This window comes from Achromobacter sp. ACRQX, assembly GCF_022346505.1.
Lineage (GTDB): Bacteria > Pseudomonadota > Gammaproteobacteria > Burkholderiales > Burkholderiaceae_B > Achromobacter > Achromobacter animicus.
Map to the genome: position 1 here is coordinate 26,024 of NZ_JAKRML010000037.1, position 15,598 is coordinate 41,621.

General features: G+C 65.4%; 15 protein-coding genes. 7 read left to right on the forward strand and 8 right to left on the reverse strand.

Annotated features, from left to right (window positions below):
- Positions 1–137: 137 nt before the first annotated feature.
- On the forward strand, positions 138–986 hold the full coding sequence (locus MHZ91_RS24890; RefSeq protein ID WP_175123119.1) for an IclR family transcriptional regulator: 849 nt from the start codon (positions 138–140) through the stop codon (positions 984–986).
- Between the two features lie 3 nt (positions 987–989).
- Here MHZ91_RS24890 and MHZ91_RS24895 read toward each other — a convergent pair whose 3' ends face one another.
- On the reverse strand, positions 990–1,970 hold the full coding sequence (locus tag MHZ91_RS24895; protein ID WP_175137231.1) for a tripartite tricarboxylate transporter substrate binding protein: 981 nt from the start codon (positions 1,968–1,970) through the stop codon (positions 990–992).
- A 214-nt stretch (positions 1,971–2,184) separates the two neighbouring features.
- Entirely contained in the window at positions 2,185–3,312 is a 1,128-nt protein-coding gene (locus tag MHZ91_RS24900; RefSeq protein WP_105237620.1) for a mandelate racemase/muconate lactonizing enzyme family protein, read from the reverse strand.
- 160 nt (positions 3,313–3,472) lie between these two features.
- Between MHZ91_RS24900 and MHZ91_RS24905 the strand changes: the two genes are divergently transcribed.
- Complete coding sequence (locus MHZ91_RS24905; RefSeq protein ID WP_239216204.1) at positions 3,473–4,375, forward strand: LysR family transcriptional regulator; 903 nt, start codon at positions 3,473–3,475, stop codon at positions 4,373–4,375.
- Here the strand turns inward: MHZ91_RS24905 and MHZ91_RS24910 are convergent.
- On the reverse strand, positions 4,372–5,562 hold the full coding sequence (locus tag MHZ91_RS24910; RefSeq protein WP_239216206.1) for an amidohydrolase family protein: 1,191 nt from the start codon (positions 5,560–5,562) through the stop codon (positions 4,372–4,374). The two genes, MHZ91_RS24905 and MHZ91_RS24910, sit on opposite strands and share 4 nt — an antisense overlap.
- Position 5,563: 1 nt before the next feature.
- Positions 5,564–5,761 (reverse strand): hypothetical protein, encoded by a 198-nt coding sequence (locus tag MHZ91_RS24915; protein ID WP_056568607.1) that lies wholly within the window; start codon positions 5,759–5,761, stop codon positions 5,564–5,566.
- Positions 5,762–5,957: 196 nt separating this feature from the next.
- On the opposite strand from MHZ91_RS24915, the gene MHZ91_RS24920 reads away from it, so the two are divergent.
- Together MHZ91_RS24920 and MHZ91_RS24925 are read left to right on the forward strand one after the other, a co-directional pair.
- Positions 5,958–6,470 carry an ASCH domain-containing protein gene (locus tag MHZ91_RS24920; protein ID WP_175123123.1) on the forward strand — a complete coding sequence of 171 codons (513 nt, stop codon included), beginning with the start codon at positions 5,958–5,960 and terminating at the stop codon, positions 6,468–6,470.
- Positions 6,471–6,765: 295 nt separating this feature from the next.
- Positions 6,766–7,098, forward strand: a complete 333-nt coding sequence (locus MHZ91_RS24925; protein WP_218344881.1) for a virulence factor — start codon at positions 6,766–6,768, stop codon at positions 7,096–7,098.
- A 232-nt stretch (positions 7,099–7,330) separates the two neighbouring features.
- Here MHZ91_RS24925 and MHZ91_RS24930 read toward each other — a convergent pair whose 3' ends face one another.
- The 4 genes from MHZ91_RS24930 to MHZ91_RS24945 all read right to left on the reverse strand — a co-directional run bounded on the left by MHZ91_RS24930 (position 7,331) and on the right by MHZ91_RS24945 (position 11,444).
- On the reverse strand, positions 7,331–7,579 hold the full coding sequence (locus tag MHZ91_RS24930; protein ID WP_175123125.1) for a hypothetical protein: 249 nt from the start codon (positions 7,577–7,579) through the stop codon (positions 7,331–7,333).
- A gap of 233 nt (positions 7,580–7,812) precedes the next feature.
- On the reverse strand, positions 7,813–9,159 hold the full coding sequence (gene serS / locus MHZ91_RS24935; protein WP_175137226.1) for a serine--tRNA ligase: 1,347 nt from the start codon (positions 9,157–9,159) through the stop codon (positions 7,813–7,815).
- A gap of 45 nt (positions 9,160–9,204) precedes the next feature.
- Complete coding sequence (locus tag MHZ91_RS24940) at positions 9,205–10,545, reverse strand: replication-associated recombination protein A (protein WP_056568621.1); 1,341 nt, start codon at positions 10,543–10,545, stop codon at positions 9,205–9,207.
- Positions 10,546–10,652: 107 nt separating this feature from the next.
- A complete protein-coding gene (locus MHZ91_RS24945) occupies positions 10,653–11,444 on the reverse strand; it encodes a deaminated glutathione amidase (RefSeq protein ID WP_239216208.1) in 792 nt (263 codons plus the stop codon).
- Between the two features lie 177 nt (positions 11,445–11,621).
- On the opposite strand from MHZ91_RS24945, the gene MHZ91_RS24950 reads away from it, so the two are divergent.
- The 3 genes from MHZ91_RS24950 to MHZ91_RS24960 all read left to right on the forward strand — a co-directional run bounded on the left by MHZ91_RS24950 (position 11,622) and on the right by MHZ91_RS24960 (position 15,593).
- On the forward strand, positions 11,622–12,890 hold the full coding sequence (locus tag MHZ91_RS24950; RefSeq protein ID WP_239216210.1) for an amino acid deaminase: 1,269 nt from the start codon (positions 11,622–11,624) through the stop codon (positions 12,888–12,890).
- A 111-nt stretch (positions 12,891–13,001) separates the two neighbouring features.
- Positions 13,002–14,561: an ABC transporter substrate-binding protein gene (locus MHZ91_RS24955; protein ID WP_175137223.1), complete on the forward strand. Its 1,560-nt coding sequence runs from the start codon at positions 13,002–13,004 to the stop codon at positions 14,559–14,561.
- 90 nt (positions 14,562–14,651) lie between these two features.
- Positions 14,652–15,593, forward strand: coding sequence for an ABC transporter permease (locus MHZ91_RS24960; protein ID WP_175184149.1), 942 nt, complete (start codon positions 14,652–14,654; stop codon positions 15,591–15,593).
- Positions 15,594–15,598: the final 5 nt, after the last annotated feature.

Here is a 15,598-nt window from a genome sequence, read left to right on the forward strand (position 1 = left end):
ATTGATAGTGCTGTACGCATTAACTATTATCAAAGCTAAGCCCGAACGGGAAAAAGCTAGGGGAAACCCGGCGCGGACTGGAAAAGCGGGGAAAAGGCCGCTGCTACACTGCCGCCACGCACACTGTGGAGGCAGCAATGGCAAGGCCCGCCGGCAAGGTTGAGAAGAATTCGGAACAGGCGCCGGCCACGGCGCGCAGGGGCATCCAGTCGATCGAGGTGGGGTTCCGGATCCTGGACGTCATCCGCAAGACCGGCCGCCCGATGCCGCTCAAGGAAATCGCTGACGCCTGTGCGCTGACGGTGCCCAACGTCCACTATTACCTGGTGAGCTTCCAGAAAGTGGGCGTGGTGCAGCAGCACGCCGACACCGGCCACTACGGCCTGGGTCCGTATGCGTTGCGGCTGGGGCTGGCCGCGCTGGAGCAATTCGACGTGTTCACGACGGCGCGCCCGATCATGGCCGAGGTGGCCGCGGCCACGGGTCACACAGTGTTCCTGGGCGTGTGGGGCAACAAGGGCCCCACGATTGTCTACCGCGTCGAAGGCAGCCGCAGCCGGCCGCTGCTCGAATTGCGCGTGGGCACGGTGATGCCGCTGCTGTCGTCCGCGCTGGGCCGAAATTTCCTGGCGCACCTGCCCGATGCGCTGACCCGCGAGCTGCTGGAACAGGAGCTGGCCTCATCCGTGCCCGAAAGCCACGGCGGCACCGCCGGCAATGCCTACACGATGGCGGACGTGCAGGCCATTCGCGACGAAGTGCAGAAGCACCACATCAGCCGCTGCCGCCACGCGCTGCTGCCGCATTTCACGTCGTTGTCCGCGCCCATCTTCGACATGCTGGGCGAAATGAAGGCCGCCATCACACTGATGGGACCGGTCGGCGCGGTGGACGACGACCTGGAATCCGAAACCGCGCGCCTGCTCAGCGAAAAAGCCCGCTCGATCTCGGCGACGGCGGGCTGGGTGGATCCTGAGGCGCGGTAAGCGCTACCCCTCCGCCACGATCTTCGCGTCCTGGATTGTCTTCGCGTACTTCTGCTGTTCGCTCTTCATGAATTCGGCAAAGCGCTGCACGCCCCCGCCGCCGTCTTCCGCGCCCACCTGCGCCAGTTTCTCCTGCACGTCCGGCATCGCCAGCACCTGGTCGATGTCGCGGTTCATGCGCTGGACCATGGCGGCAGGCATACCGCCCGGGCCGACCATACCGAACCAGATGCTGGCCTCGAATCCCGGATAGCCCTGCTCGGCCACCGTCGGCACATTGGGCTGGCTCTTGGAACGCTTCTGCAGCGTCTGGGCCAGCGCGATGACCTTGCCGGACTGGATCAGCGGCGTGGCGGTGGTCATTCCCTCGAAGCAATATTGCACGTGGCCGCCCAGCAGGTCGTTCATCAGCGGCGCCGATCCCTTGTACGGCACGTGCAGCACGTCGATGCCGGCGCGCGCCTTGAAGATTTCCAGCGCCAGATGCTGCGCGGATCCGCTGCCCGCAGATCCGAACACGATCTTGCCGGGCTGCGCGCGGCATAGCTGGACGAGTTCGGGCAACGTCTTGGCCGGCTGGCTGGCGCCGCCGATCAAAATGGTGGGCGTCTTGCCGACCAGCGCGATGGGCGTGAAGTCCTTGTCCACCGAATACGCCAGCTTGGGCTGCAGGCCGGGCGCGATGCCATGGCTGTTCACGTGCGCCATCAGCAGCGTGTTGCCGTCGCCGGGCTGGCGGGCGACCTGCTCGGCCGCAATGATGCCCGCCGCACCCGCGCGGTTTTCGACGATGACGGGCATATTCCACAGCACGCCGAGCTTCTGCCCCAGCAGCCGGGCCAGCACGTCCGTGCCGCCGCCCGCGGGAAACCCCACCACGATCTTCACCGGCCCGGAGGGCATGTCCTGCGCCCGCGCCGCCGACGGCAGCACAAGGGCCGCCCCCAGCGCCGCGGCGCTGGTCATGAATTGCCTACGTTGCATCGTTGTCTCCTCGCGCGCCGGTCCGACGGCCGGCAACTGGTTATGTGGAACTGCCTGCCGCTGTTGCATCCGGCCGTCTGACGCGGCCTGGATGCGGACCTTCGGGTACTACGCCTGCATGAACCGGCGCCGCTGCCGCATGTGCACGGCATGCAACCTTTGCGCGGCGCCGGTCGACGAGCCTGATGGAAGACGGGCCTAATGAAAGACGGGCCTAACGGGCGACGCGCGTCCACTTGCCGAAGCGTTCGACCATGCGCTCGTCAAAGCCGAACCCCAGACCCGGCTCCTGATGCAGAATCACGCGGCCCTGCTTGTGGGTCAGTTGGCGGTCGACCAGCTTGCGGAAATTCAGGACCTGATCGTCCCAGAAGAATTCGACATAGCGCGCATTGGGCGTGGCCGCGACCAGCGGCGCATGCACGTCGTGGAACCAGTGCGGGCACACGACCACGCCGTAGCTGGCTGCGGTGGCGGCGATACGCTTCCATTCGGTGATGCCGCCGCAAACCGCCGCATCCGTCTGCAGGATGCCCGCCGCGCCCTTGTCCAGCAGTTCCTTGTGATACCAGCGGCCGTAGCCGATCTCGGCGGTGGCTATCGGCAGATGCGTCAGGCGCGCCAGCTTGGCGTGGCTGTCGATGTCATCCGGACTGAACGGTTCTTCGATGAAGTACGGCTCGTATTGTTCGAAGCGGCGGATGTATTGCATGGCCTGCGTCACGTCCTGCCAGGCGTTATTGCAGTCCATCATCAGCTCGACGTCCGGGCCCACGGCTTCGCGCGCGGCCTTCAGGCGCGCTTCTTCCTCGCGCGGCGACAGGCGGCCGGTCTTCATCTTGACGGCGCCAAACCCCTTGGCCACGTAGCTGGCCATTTCCTCGCCCAGATGCTGCGGGGTCTTGCCATCGAGGTAGTAACCGCCGCTGGCGTAGGCCGGCACGGATTCCAGCTCGACCGCGCCCAGGAACTTGTGCAGGGGCAGGCCCGCCGTCTTGGCGTTCAGGTCCCACAGTGCGATGTCCAGCGCGCTCAACGCGCGCATCACCGTGCCTTGCCGGCCTTGCAACAGCGCTTCCTGATACATGGATTGCCACAACCCTTCGACCGCGTGCGAATCCTTGCCGAGCAGCACGGGGCCCAAGAGGCTCTGGACGGCGGCCTCGAAGATTGCGCCGCCGGCGCTGCCGACATAGCAGAACCCGATACCCTCCACGCCATCGGTGGAGCGCACCTTGACCAGGCCGTAGTGGCGGGTGGACACGGTGCGGTTGGAAAACGAGGTGACCTTATCCAGAGGCACCGCCGCGGCGCATACGTCTATGGATTCAATGATGGGCACGGGTGGCTCCTTGAAAGCAGTGAAATCGACTGGACCGATCGGCGCGCCGCGCGCTGCCTGATCGCCTGGACGTATTCTTCTCCGGACCAAAGAAAACAACAATTATCTTCACGCATCTTTAGAATATGGAAAAACCATTTTCTGAAAAGGGCACGCGGCTTTGGATTCGCGCTTTCTACAGACCTATGTGCATGTGGTGGAACTCGGCTCCATCGCCCAGGCCGCCCGGCATCAGGGGCTGACACCGGCCACGGTGCAGCAGCGGTTGCGCGCGCTGGAGGCGGACGTGGGCAGCGCACTGATTGCGCGCTCGGGCCGCACGGTCAAACCCACGCCCGCCGGCGTGCGCATCCTGGAACGCGCGCGCGCCATCCTGCGCGACGTGCGTGACCTGCGCTCGGCCGCATCGGACACGGACCTGCCGGCCGGCCCCTTGCGGCTGGGCGCCACCCCCACCGCCTTGACCGGCATCATGCCGCCGGTGCTGCGCACGTGGGTGACCCGGCATCCGGGCATCGAGATCTACATAGAACCCGCGCCGACCACGCTGCTGTACAGCAAGGTGCTGTCGGGCGAACTGGACGGCGCGCTGCTGGTGCACCCGCTGTTTCCCATTCCCAAGACCTGCGCGTGGCGCGACTTGCGGCACGAGCCCCTGGTGCTGGCCACCCCCGCCGATATGCAGGTCGACGACCCCTTGGCCGTCATCGCCCGGGAGCCGTATATCTGCTACGACCGCAGCGTGGTGGGTGGCAAGATGGCGGACGACTACCTGCGCGCGCGCAGCCTGCGTCCGCGCGTTCGCTTTGAACTGGACGGCATCGAATCCATTGCCAAACTGGTCGCCGAAAGGTTGGGTGTCGCGCTGCTGCCCGATTGGGCCAGTACGGGCACGCCGTCCGCGCACGTCAAACGCTGGCCGCTGCCCGAGCCTTGTCCGGTCAGGACGGTGGGCGCGATCTGGTTGCGCTCCGGCGTGCGTTCGGAATTGATGCGGGCGTTTGTGGAATTGGCCGAGTCGCAACTCGGCCTGGGCGCCGCGGCCGCGCAGCGCGCCCGCTAGGCGATGGCGTCTTCGCCGTTGCGCGCCACGACCACGCCGCTGGACACCACCAGGCGCCGGGGCGTGCGCTGCACCACGGCTTGGGCAATGCAACTGGCGTCGGCCAGCACCAGGTCGGCGCGCGCGCCGGGGGCCAGGCCGTAATCCGCAAACCCGCAGGCGCGGGCTGCCGCGCGGGTCACGCATTCAAACGCCCACTCGATCTCGTCGTCGCGGCGCAGATCGTTGCGCAGCCCGATCAGCGCGGCGCGTTCCAACATGTCCGGGCTGCCGTACGGCGTCCAGGTGTCCCGGATGCCGTCGTTGCCGCCAAAAAGCGTTACGGCTGCCTCGCGGCAGGAGCGCACTGCGGGCACCGGCCGCGATGCCGGCGCGGTGGTCAGCAGGGCCACGTCCAGCAACGCCAGCCGCCGAAGCAGCCCGTTCAAACGAGCGGCGTCGAGGGCGCCCAGACAGAACGCGTGGCTGATCACGACCTTGCCTTTCATGTCCAGCGCCTGCACCCGGTCGAGGATCAGCTCCAGCGTGAAGGCGCCAAGTTCGCCGGGTTCGTGCAGATGAATGTCGACCGGTTTGCCATGCTTGTCGGCCAGGCCGAACAGCACGTCCAGGGATTTCACGGGGTCGCGGTCGATGGCGGATGGGTCCAGTCCGCCCAGCACGTCCGCCCCGCCGGCAAGTGCCTGGTCCAGCAGCTCGGCCGTGCCGGCACGGGCCAAGAGACCGGATTGCGGAAAGGCCACCGTCTGGATCTCGACGCGGCCAGCCAGCGCCTGCCGCGTGCCATGCACGCCTTCCAGATGCTTCAACCCGGCGTCGGTGTCGACGTCAACGTGGGTGCGGATCCGCGTCGTGCCCGCCCGCAGAAATGCGAGCGCCAATGCGTGCGAGTGGCTGGCGGCGTCATGTGCCGTGGCGGCGCGCCAGTTGCGTTCGTTGTCGATGCGGTCGGTGAGGGACGGTCCGACCTTGTTTACGTACCAGGCGGAACCCCAGGTCGTCTTGTCCAGATGGGTGTGGCCCTCGATGAGGGCGGGCAGCAGCAAGGCGCCCCCGCCGTCTTCGACGTTTACGCCGGGATCGGCATCGAGACCCGGTCCGATCCGCAGGATGCGGCCGCCGCGCACCAGGACGTCAACGCCCTCGCCTTGTGCCGTGCGGACGTTCTTGAGGAGCAGATCCGCCATCTCAGACTTGAGGCGGCTCGATCCAGAAGAAGCGTTCGCCTTGCCGGACCATGTCGGCGACGCCTTCGGCGCCGATGCGATAGTCCGTGCCCATGAGCGTGGCGCCGCCGTCTTCATGAATATGGATGACGGCCAGCGGGTCGTTGGCCATGGTGTACCAGTAGTAACCGGGCTTGAGATTGTGGAGGTCGGTAGTCATTGGTCGAGTATACAAATAACGCCCAGGCGTTTTCAAAAAGACAACACATATGAAGCGCCCTACCTGACAGGTAAGTCGTGACACGTCATACTCCGCATGCGGAGCTTGAGCAAGTCTCAAGCAGGTGGCACGTGCCGGCCCCGGCCATAACAGCAATAAGCGCGCAAGCGTTCATCGCGAGGGATACAGCTAGCACATGAAACGGCAGTTACTTCAATTCAGCGAACCGCTCAAGCAAGCCATTCTGGATGGCGCCAAGGTGCAAAGCCGGCGCATCCTCAAGCCGCAGCCGTCCAAGTTCACTACGGTCTGGTATGCGGACGCCGCGGATTCCGGAAGATGGGTGGCCATGGGACCGTCACCGGATAAACCTTCCGAATTGCGCAAGACTTCGAGCTGGGTCAGGTGCCCCTATGGCAAATCGGGCGAAACCATCATCCTGGCCGATGAAGCGGGCTCGCCTTTTGCCAGCGCCGTCGTCGTGGGCGTACGCATTCAGCGGCTACAGAACCTGACCGAGGCCGACGCGCGTGCCGAAGGCACGCAGTCGCTTTATCAGAGTTCCGCGCTATTGCCGGGCGTGCCTCTGCAGACTGCGTTCGCGCTGATGTGGTGCGAACGTTATGGCGCACATGCGTGGGCGGCCAATCCCTGGGTGTGGGTGGTCGAATACCGCCAGACGACGCCTTACAACAAGTCGGACTACTAGCCGGCTGGTGTGCCGCAACAACACCGGTACTGCTGCACGCCTGGAGTTAGTGTCCAGCTGTAACACCAGCCCTCCGCTTCAGTTAATTCCATCCTATTTCAATCGACTTCAATCGCGAACTCGCCAGAGCGGGCGCCCGCTGCCGCAGTGCAGCACGCGCACCCGCTTGAAAACGGGGGCGGTTGCGGATTGTCGCCATTGCGCCCGGGATGCTTACGAATAGCTTGCGCAAACCGCCGAAAATAGCACCAACGAATACTCAACTTTGCTGCGTCTCGCAGCAGGCAGGTGCAAGATGAAAAAATGGCTTATTGCAGGTGTCGGTGCCGCGGGTCTGCTGATTTCCAGCGTCGCCCTGGCCCGCGTGGACGTTGGTATCTCGATCGGTGTTCCAGGCGTCGTCTATCCCGCACCCGTCTACGTGGCCCCGGCGCCGGTGTACGTCGCACCGCCCCCACCGGTGTATTACCGTCCTGCACCGGTTTATGTCGCGCCGCCCGTCGTTTATCCGGGGCCGGTGTATTACGGTGGCGGCCGCTATTACGACCGCCGCGAATGGCGAGGCCCGGGGCCCCGCCACGGCCATTACCGCGGCCACGGCCATGGACATGGGCGCGACCGTCACTGAATATGCCCGGCGGCAAAAAGCAAAGGCCACTCTTGCGAGTGGCCTTTTTTCGTCGGGGCAATGTCCGGTGCCCCGCGCGACGACCTGTCAGGCCGCGGGGGCCTGGACGGGTTTTGCGGCCAGCGAGGCCGGTTGTTGCAATACCGGTTTGGCCTTTTCATCGGCCCAACGCGGCGACTCCTGAACGAGATCAATCCAGCGGCGCGGCGCACTGGACGCCCGCCACCAACCATTATGCGGACGCATGAGCAAACTCCGGTTCACCGTTGAAACGCACACCATTGATGCCCTGAAACAGATGACGGCTTTCCTGTTCTGCTTCGTGCAATTCAGCGAAGGGCGGCTGTCCCGGCACGGTCCAGCATTTTTCGGGTGCGGTACCGCCAATACGGCGGGTCCATATTTGCACCCGATAGCCCTGCTCGTCTTCCTTTGCCACAGAGCATCTCACACGAAAATCTCCAATCATTCTTGAAGTCATGGACAACTCCTTGTTATATAAGTGAATGAAGCGTGTAGAACGCCGGTGTATTGTGCCGTAACTATCCGGCCCTTTTATGCCAAATACACAATTGCTCACATCAAAAATCAAGCACTCACGCGAGCACGATAGCGTTCCAAAACGACAGGAATATGTCGGCAATGATAAAAAAAAACGGAGCCCGAAGGCTCCGTCTTTTTATCAGCCATATGGCCGATGGACGTGCGGCAGTATCAGGGCTTGAGTACCGAAATACCACCCATGTACGGCTGCAGCGCTTCCGGAATCAGCACACTGCCGTCGGCCTGCTGGTGATTTTCCAGCACGGCGACCAACGCACGCCCCACCGCCAATCCCGAACCGTTCAGCGTGTGCACGTATTCCGGCTTGCCTTGGGCATTGCGGAAACGCGCCTGCATGCGGCGGGCCTGGAAGGTTTCGCAGTTGGACACCGACGAGATTTCGCGCCAGGTGTTTTGCGCCGGCAGCCAGACTTCCAGGTCATAGGTCTTGGCCGAACCAAAGCCCATGTCGCCCGTGCACAGCAGCACGACGCGGTAAGGCAGGTTCAGCAACTGCAGCACGCGCTCGGCGTGGCCGACCATTTCTTCCAGCGCGTCGTACGACTGGTCCGGCTGCGTGATCTGCACCATTTCAACCTTGTCGAACTGGTGCTGACGGATCATGCCGCGGGTGTCGCGGCCGCCGCTGCCGGCTTCGGAGCGGAAGCACGGCGTGTGGGCAGTGAGCTTGAGCGGCAGATCGGCGGCTGCCTGGATCGCGCCGCTGGCCACGCTGGTCAGCGTGATTTCCGACGTGGAGATCAGGTACTGGTCTTCACGCACATACGGCTTGCCTTGGTCGTCGACCTTGGGATCGTCATCGCCGCCGCCCTTGGAGACCGCGAACATGTCGTCCTTGAACTTGGGCAACTGACCCGTGCCGTACAGCGTCGAGGCATTGACGATGTAGGGGGTGTAGCACTCGGTATAGCCGTGGGTGCCGGTTTGCAGGTCCAGCATGAACTGCGCCAGCGCGCGGTGCAGGCGAGCGATGGGGCCGCGCATGAACGAAAAGCGCGCGCCCGACAGCTTGGCGGCCATGTCGAAGTCCAGGCCCAGCGGTTCGCCCAGCGACACGTGATCGCGCGCCTCGAAGGCCAGCGCAGGCGGGTTGCCGTCAGCGCCCGCTTCGCCAGGCAGCCAGCGGCGCACCTCGACGTTGTCATCGGCGGATTCGCCCAGCGGCACGCTGGCGTGCGGCAGGTTCGGCACCGACATCAGCAGGTCGTTGAGCGGCTGCTGCAGCGCGGCCAGCTCTTCCTCGAGCTGCTTCAAGCGCTCGGGCACGGCTTGCGATTCCGCCATGACGGCGCTGGCGTCCTCGCCCTTGGCCTTCAGTTGGCCGATCTGCTTGGCCAGCGCATTGCGGCGGGCTTGCAGGGACTCGGTCTCGGTCTGGACGGCCTTGCGGCGAGACTCCAGGTCGTTGAACCGTTCCGTGTCGAAGGCGACGCCGCGGGTCTTCAGGCGGTCTACGACGGTTTGCAGGTCTTTACGCAGCAGTATCGGGTCTAGCATGGTGAGGTCGGTGAGGTTGCAAAAAATGGCGGCGGGGCTTGCCCGTCACCGGTTCTTGGCGCGTTCCTGCGCGTCCAGCTCGCGCAGGAATGCCAGCTTCTGCTGGATTTTAGCCTCCAGGCCACGATCGGTCGGCCGATAGAAGGAAGGCTTGAGTCCGTCAGGGAAATATTGCTCGCCCGCGGCGTAGCCGTGGGGCTCGTCGTGCGCATAGCGATAGGCCTTGCCGTGGCCCAGCTGTTTCATCAGTTTGGTCGGCGCGTTGCGCAGGTGGATGGGCACCGGCGCGCTGCCGTGTTCCGCCGCGAACTTGCGGGCCTGGTTGTACGCGTTGTAGACGGCGTTGGACTTGGCGGCACACGCCATGTAGACCACAGCCTGCGCCAGCGCGAGCTCGCCTTCGGGGGAACCGAGACGTTCGTAGATGTCGGCGCCGTTCACCGCCAGGTCCGTAGCGCGGGGGTCGGCCAGGCCGATGTCTTCGACCGCCATGCGCACCAGGCGCCGCGACAGGTACTTGGGATCGGCGCCGCCGTCGATCATGCGGCAGAACCAGTACAGCGCCGCGTCCGGATTGGAGCCGCGCACCGACTTGTGCAGCGCGCTGATCTGGTCGTAGAAGGCGTCGCCGCCCTTGTCGAAGCGCCGCAGGTTCTGCGACAGGGAGATTTCCAGCCAGGCCGCATCCACCGTGTCGCGTCCGGCGGACTGCGCCGATTCGGCCACGACTTCCACCGCGCTGATCAGCCGGCGCGCATCGCCATCGGCCCAGGCGGCAAGCTGCTCGCGCGCGTCGGGTTCGATGCGGATCGCCGCGCCGTCGTCTTGTCCTTCGTTGAGCGCCTGCACGGCGCGGTCGACCAGCTGCTGCAGCTCTTCGGCCGTCAGCGACTGCAGCACGTAGACGCGCGCCCGCGACAGCAAGGCGGAGTTGACCTCGAACGAGGGGTTTTCGGTGGTCGCGCCAATGAACGTGAACAGCCCGCTTTCGACATACGGCAGGAAGGCATCCTGCTGCGCCTTGTTGAAGCGGTGAACCTCGTCAACGAAAAGGATCGTGCGGCGGCCCTGGCCCTGCGCGATCTGCGCCACCGTCACGGCGTCGCGGATGTCCTTCACGCCGCCCAGCACGGCCGAGATGGCGATGAACTGCGCGTCAAAGCCGTCGGCCATCAGACGCGCCAGCGTGGTCTTGCCCACGCCCGGCGGCCCCCAGAAGATCATGGAGTGCGGACGGCCGGATTCGAAGGCGACGCGTAGCGGCTTGTCAGGTCCCAGCAGATGCGACTGGCCGACCACGTCGGCCAGGGTGCGGGGACGCAGGCGTTCGGCCAGGGGAACGTAAGGCCGATGCGCAGGATCGGCCGCGAAGAGATCGTTGCTCATTGGCAGCAGATGAAGGAATACAGCAAGGATTTCAAGCCTGCATTACACCATGTCCGGCTCGGCCCCCTTGCCTGCCAGCCGCCCCGCTCGGCGGCAGCACGCCAGGCCTACGCCAGTTCGGGCGGACCGAACCGTCGGTTGGCCAGCACGGGCAAGACCTTGCGGGCATGGGCCAGCCGTTCGGGGTCAATGTCCGCAAAGACCAACGCAGGCGCTTCGCCGGCCCGCGCCGTGACCACCCCCAGCGGATCCACGACCATGCTGCACCCGATATTGCGTTCGCCACATTCGCCAGTGGCGGCGACGTAGCAGGTGTTTTCCAACGCCCGCGCGGTCACCAGGACCTCCCAGTGCATTTCCTTGAGCGGACCGCGCACCCAGGCGGCCGGGAGCACGAGCAGGTCGGCGCCGTCCAGCGCCAGCCGGCGGGCCAGTTCGGGAAAGCGCACGTCGTAGCAGGTCATGAGGCCCACGCGCAGACCGCCGATATCCAGCAACGGAGGGATGTCGGTGCCGGGGGTGACATTGGTGGACTCCTTCATGGTGAAGGCGTCGTACAGGTGCAGCTTGCGGTACTGCGACAGGGTCTGGCCGTCGCGGATGGTGACCAGCGTGTTCCACACGCGGCCCTCGCCCGTCGGCACGTGGACGCACATCATCGTGGCCAGGTCCGAACCGCGGCTGGCGTCGAGCAGGCGGGTGATGAACGGGCCATCCAGCGGCTGCGCGGCCTTGAGCACGATCTGCGGGTCGGTGATGTCGCGGGCCAGGATGCCTTCGGGCAGAACCAGCAGCCCCGCCCCGCCGGCGCGGGCGCGTTCCATCAGGTCCACGCAGACCTGCGCGTTTTCTTCCCAGACGCGGCTGACGGCGAACTGGCCCAAGGCGACTTTCAGCATGGCTTTTCCTTTGTCGAAGCACGGGCGCGCCCTGTGGGGCGCGCAGCATGGACCTATTTTCCCACCGTCGGCGCGGCCGGGGCTACGGGAAACTCCTAGCTCCCGCTTGTAAATTTCTTTCACGATAATGAAAAAAATCAGTTTTGACGTAAATATTTTCCATACCGGACCGCCGCCATGACCAACTCCTCCTCCCCCGCAGCGCCGCTGGACGTGAACGGCAAAGGCCTGGGCGCGTTTCCCGAGTCCTGTACCACCGCCGACGTGGCGGCGTTGAACTGGAATCTGCTGAACGAAGACGTCAGCCTGCCCGTCGCCGTGCTGTACGAGGCGCGCGTGCGCCACAACCTGCAGTGGATGCAGCAGTTCATGGAGGCCTATCACGTCAAGCTGGCGCCGCACGGCAAGACGACGATGAGCCCGGCGCTGTTCAAGCGCCAGATCGACAACGGCGCCTGGGGCATCACCCTGGCCACCGCGCCGCAGGTGCTGGCGGCTTACCAGCACGGCGTGCGCCGGGTGCTGATGGCCAACCAGCTCGTGGGCCGCGCCAACATGGCCATCATCGCGCGACTGTTGCAGGATCCCGCCTTTACGTTCTTCTGCATCGTGGATTCGGCCGCCAATGCCGCGCAGCTTGGCAAGTTTTTCGGCGACGAGGGCAAGGTGCTGCCCGTGCTGATCGAACTGGGTCCGGCCGGCGGACGCACCGGCGTGCGCGATGACGCACAGTTGCAGGCCGTGGCCGACGAGATCGCCCGCTGGCCCGGCCTGGCGCTGGCCGGCATCGAAGTCTACGAAGGCGTACTACAGGAAGAAGGCGCCATCCGCGCGTTTCTGCGCCGCGCCACCGATGCGCTGCGCGGCCTGGCGGCCGCGGGCCGGCTGCGCAAGAACGGTCCGGCCATCATCTCCGGCGCCGGTTCGGCCTGGTTCGATGTGGTCGCCGAGGAATTTTCGCAACTGGACATCGGCGGCGCCCTGGAAGTGGTGCTGCGTCCGGGTTGCTACCTGTCGCACGACGTGGGCATCTACCGTACCGCGGCCGAGCGCATCAATGCGCAGAACCCGGTGGCGCGCAAGATGGAGCCCGGCTTGCAGCCCGCCTTGCAGGTCTGGGCCTACGTGCAGTCGCTGCCCGAACCCGGCCGCGCCATCATCGCGATGGGCAAGCGCGACGCCGCCTTCGACGCGGGCCTGCCCACTCCCGCCCTGCTGTACCGGCCCGGCTCGGTGCAGCCCGGCGCCGCGCCGTCGCACTGGAAGCTGTCCGCGATGATGGACCAGCACGCCTTCATGCAGGTGAGCGACGGCGACGACATCCAGGTCGGTGACATGATCGCCTTCGACATTTCGCATCCCTGCCTGACGTTCGACAAATGGCGTCAGGTGCTGCTGGTGAACGAGCACTACGGCGTCACCGGCGTGGCCGAAACCTTCTTCTAGTCCCCCTGCCCGCGGCACCGCGCCAGGCCCCACGGGGACCGCAGCATCCGGGCACCGGCGCGCATCCGATTTCACGCGACAACCTGTTTCTGTTCCTCTGGAGAGAGAATCATGAACTTCCGTACCTCCCGGCGAGGCGGTGGGCTGAAGAGCCTGCTCGCGGCCGGCGCAATTGGCTTGACCGCTTTGTCGACCCCCGCCCTCTGTGCCACGCCGGTCAAGGGAGGCACGATCTCTGTCGCCACCATCGGCGAGCCGCCGACGCTGGATCCGATGACCAGCACGGCCGACCTGGTTGGCATCCTGACCCAGCACTTTTTCGAGACGCTGTACACCTTTGACGCCAAGTGGAACCTGACGCCGCTGCTGGCCGACAAGATGCCGGAAGTGTCGGCCGACGGGCTGGTCTATACGATCCCGCTGCGTCAGGGCATCACGTTCCATGACGGTTCGAAGATGGATTCGTCGGACGTGCTGGCGTCGCTGAAGCGCTGGACCGAGACCGCCACGCGCGGCAAGATGGCCGCCAAGATCATCAGCGCCATCGAGGCCCCGGACGCCAACACGATCCGCATCACGCTCAAACAGCCGTACGCGCCCCTGACCGCGCTGCTGGCCATGAACAACAGCGCCGCGGTCGTCATGCCCAAGGGCAAGATCGCGCCGTCCCTGACCGAATTCGTCGGCACCGGCCCCTATCAGCTCAAGGCCCGCGTGCCCGACCAGTACGTGCAGCTGGTGCGCTTTGACGGCTACAAGCAGCGCGAAGGCGAGCCCAACGGCTACGGCGGCGCGCGCAAGCAATACCTGGACGAGATCCGCTTCGTGCCGGTCAGCAACGCCAATACCCGCGTGGAAAGCGCGGTGGCGGGACAGTTCGACTACGTGGACTCGCTGCCCGTGGAGTCGCTGCCCAAGCTGAAGAATGGCCGCTCCGATCCGGTCATGCTCAAGCCCTTCGGCTGGCCTCGCCTGGTGCTCAACACCAAGCAGGGCATCATGTCGAACCAGACCGTGCGCCAGGCGGTGCAGCTGGCTCTGAACGAAGAAGACATGCTGTTCGCCGCGTTCGGCGACAAGAACTTCTACAAGCTCAACGGCGACCTGTATCCGGAAGGCTTCCCGTGGGCCACGTCGCTGGGCGGCAAGGTCTACAACAAGGGCGACGCCGCGGCGGCCAAGAAGCTTGTCGACAGCGCCAACGTGCAGGACCGCAAGATCCGCATCCTGACCAGTCAGCAGTACGAGTTCCATTACAAGATGGCGCTGGTTGCCGCCGAATACCTGAAGGCCGCCGGCTTCACAGTGGACATGCAGGTCGTGGATTGGGCCACGCTGACGCAGCGCCGCCAGGATCCGGCCGTGTGGGACATCTTCATTACCCACAGCCCCTTCCTGCCTGAACCCGCGCTGATCGACTTCCCGTCCAAGGACGCGCCAGGCTGGTGGGACACGCCGCGCCGCAATCAGGTGCTGGACGCCTTCAACCAGGCCGGGTCGCAGGAAGAGCGCGTCAAGCGCTGGGCCGATGTGCAGCAGGCCGTGTACGACGAAGTGCCGTTCATCAAGGTGGGCGACTTCAACGCACAGGCCGCGCGCTCGCCATCGCTGCAAGGCACGCAGGCGGTGCCGTGGCCGTATTTCTGGAACGCCTGGAAGGCGGCCAAGTAAGCCCCTGCCCCGGCGGGCGGCCGCAGCCGCCCGCCACCGCAGACCGCGCGATCCGCTCGCGCCCACGAGAATGATTTCCAGGACTCCACCGTGTTGCGTTATCTCTTGAATCGGCTGGTCGGGCTGGTGGCCGTGATGTTCATCGTCGCGACCATCGTGTTCGTCATCATCCGCCTCACGCCCGGCGACCCGGCCGCCGTGATGCTCGGCCCGCAGGCCAGCCAGCAGGACATCGCCGCCCTGCGCGCGCAGCTGGGGCTGGACCAGCCCGTGGCGATGCAGTACGTGTCGTGGCTGGGCAAGCTGCTCCAGGGCGACCTGGGCCAGTCCATCTTTATGAACAAGCCGGTGCTGGCGGCGCTGGCTGACCGCGCCGAACCGACGATCCTGCTGACGCTGATGTCGCTATTGATCGCCAGCGCCATCGCGCTGCCGGTCGGCATTCTGTCGGCGGTCAAGCGCGGTACGACGCTGGACCAATCGGTGCTGTCGTTCTCGATGTTCACGTCCAGCGTGCCCAGCTTCTGGCTGGGGCTGCTGCTGATGCAGGTGTTCTCCGTGAAGCTGGGCTGGCTGCCGGTGGCCGGCTATGGCGGCCCCGACGCCTCGCTCGCCACGCGCCTGTCGCACCTGATCCTGCCTGCGGTCGTGCTGGGACTGGTGAATTCGGCGCTGATCACCCGCTTCATCCGCGCCAGCATGCTGGACGTGCTGCGCGACGACTACGTGCGCACGGCGCGCGCCAAGGGCCTGCCGGAACGCAAGGTCATCCTGAAGCACGCGGTGCGCAACGCGCTGATTCCGATCCTGACGGTGCTGGGCCTGACCACGGCGCTGCTCATCAGCGGCGCGGTGGTGACCGAGACCGTGTTCGGCCTGCCCGGCGTGGGCAGCCTGGTGGTGTCGGCCGTGCTGCGGCGGGATTATCCGGTCATCCAGGGCGCGCTGCTGATCATCGCGGCCATCTATGTGCTGATCAATTTGTTCATCGACCTGCTGTATCTGGTGGTCGACCCCCGCGTGCGTTACTGAGCCAT

Coding starts and splice junctions, on each gene's coding strand:
- serS (WP_175137226.1), bottom strand. CDS start 9,159: ATGCTAGACCCGATACTGCTGCGTAAAGACCTGCAAACCGTCGTAGAC.
- MHZ91_RS24950 (WP_239216210.1), top strand. CDS start 11,622: ATGACCAACTCCTCCTCCCCCGCAGCGCCGCTGGACGTGAACGGCAAA.
- MHZ91_RS24945 (WP_239216208.1), bottom strand. CDS start 11,444: ATGCTGAAAGTCGCCTTGGGCCAGTTCGCCGTCAGCCGCGTCTGGGAA.
- MHZ91_RS24915 (WP_056568607.1), bottom strand. CDS start 5,761: ATGACTACCGACCTCCACAATCTCAAGCCCGGTTACTACTGGTACACC.
- MHZ91_RS24920 (WP_175123123.1), top strand. CDS start 5,958: ATGAAACGGCAGTTACTTCAATTCAGCGAACCGCTCAAGCAAGCCATT.
- MHZ91_RS24890 (WP_175123119.1), top strand. CDS start 138: ATGGCAAGGCCCGCCGGCAAGGTTGAGAAGAATTCGGAACAGGCGCCG.
- MHZ91_RS24940 (WP_056568621.1), bottom strand. CDS start 10,545: ATGAGCAACGATCTCTTCGCGGCCGATCCTGCGCATCGGCCTTACGTT.
- MHZ91_RS24925 (WP_218344881.1), top strand. CDS start 6,766: ATGAAAAAATGGCTTATTGCAGGTGTCGGTGCCGCGGGTCTGCTGATT.
- MHZ91_RS24930 (WP_175123125.1), bottom strand. CDS start 7,579: ATGACTTCAAGAATGATTGGAGATTTTCGTGTGAGATGCTCTGTGGCA.
- MHZ91_RS24955 (WP_175137223.1), top strand. CDS start 13,002: ATGAACTTCCGTACCTCCCGGCGAGGCGGTGGGCTGAAGAGCCTGCTC.
- MHZ91_RS24895 (WP_175137231.1), bottom strand. CDS start 1,970: ATGCAACGTAGGCAATTCATGACCAGCGCCGCGGCGCTGGGGGCGGCC.
- MHZ91_RS24910 (WP_239216206.1), bottom strand. CDS start 5,562: ATGGCGGATCTGCTCCTCAAGAACGTCCGCACGGCACAAGGCGAGGGC.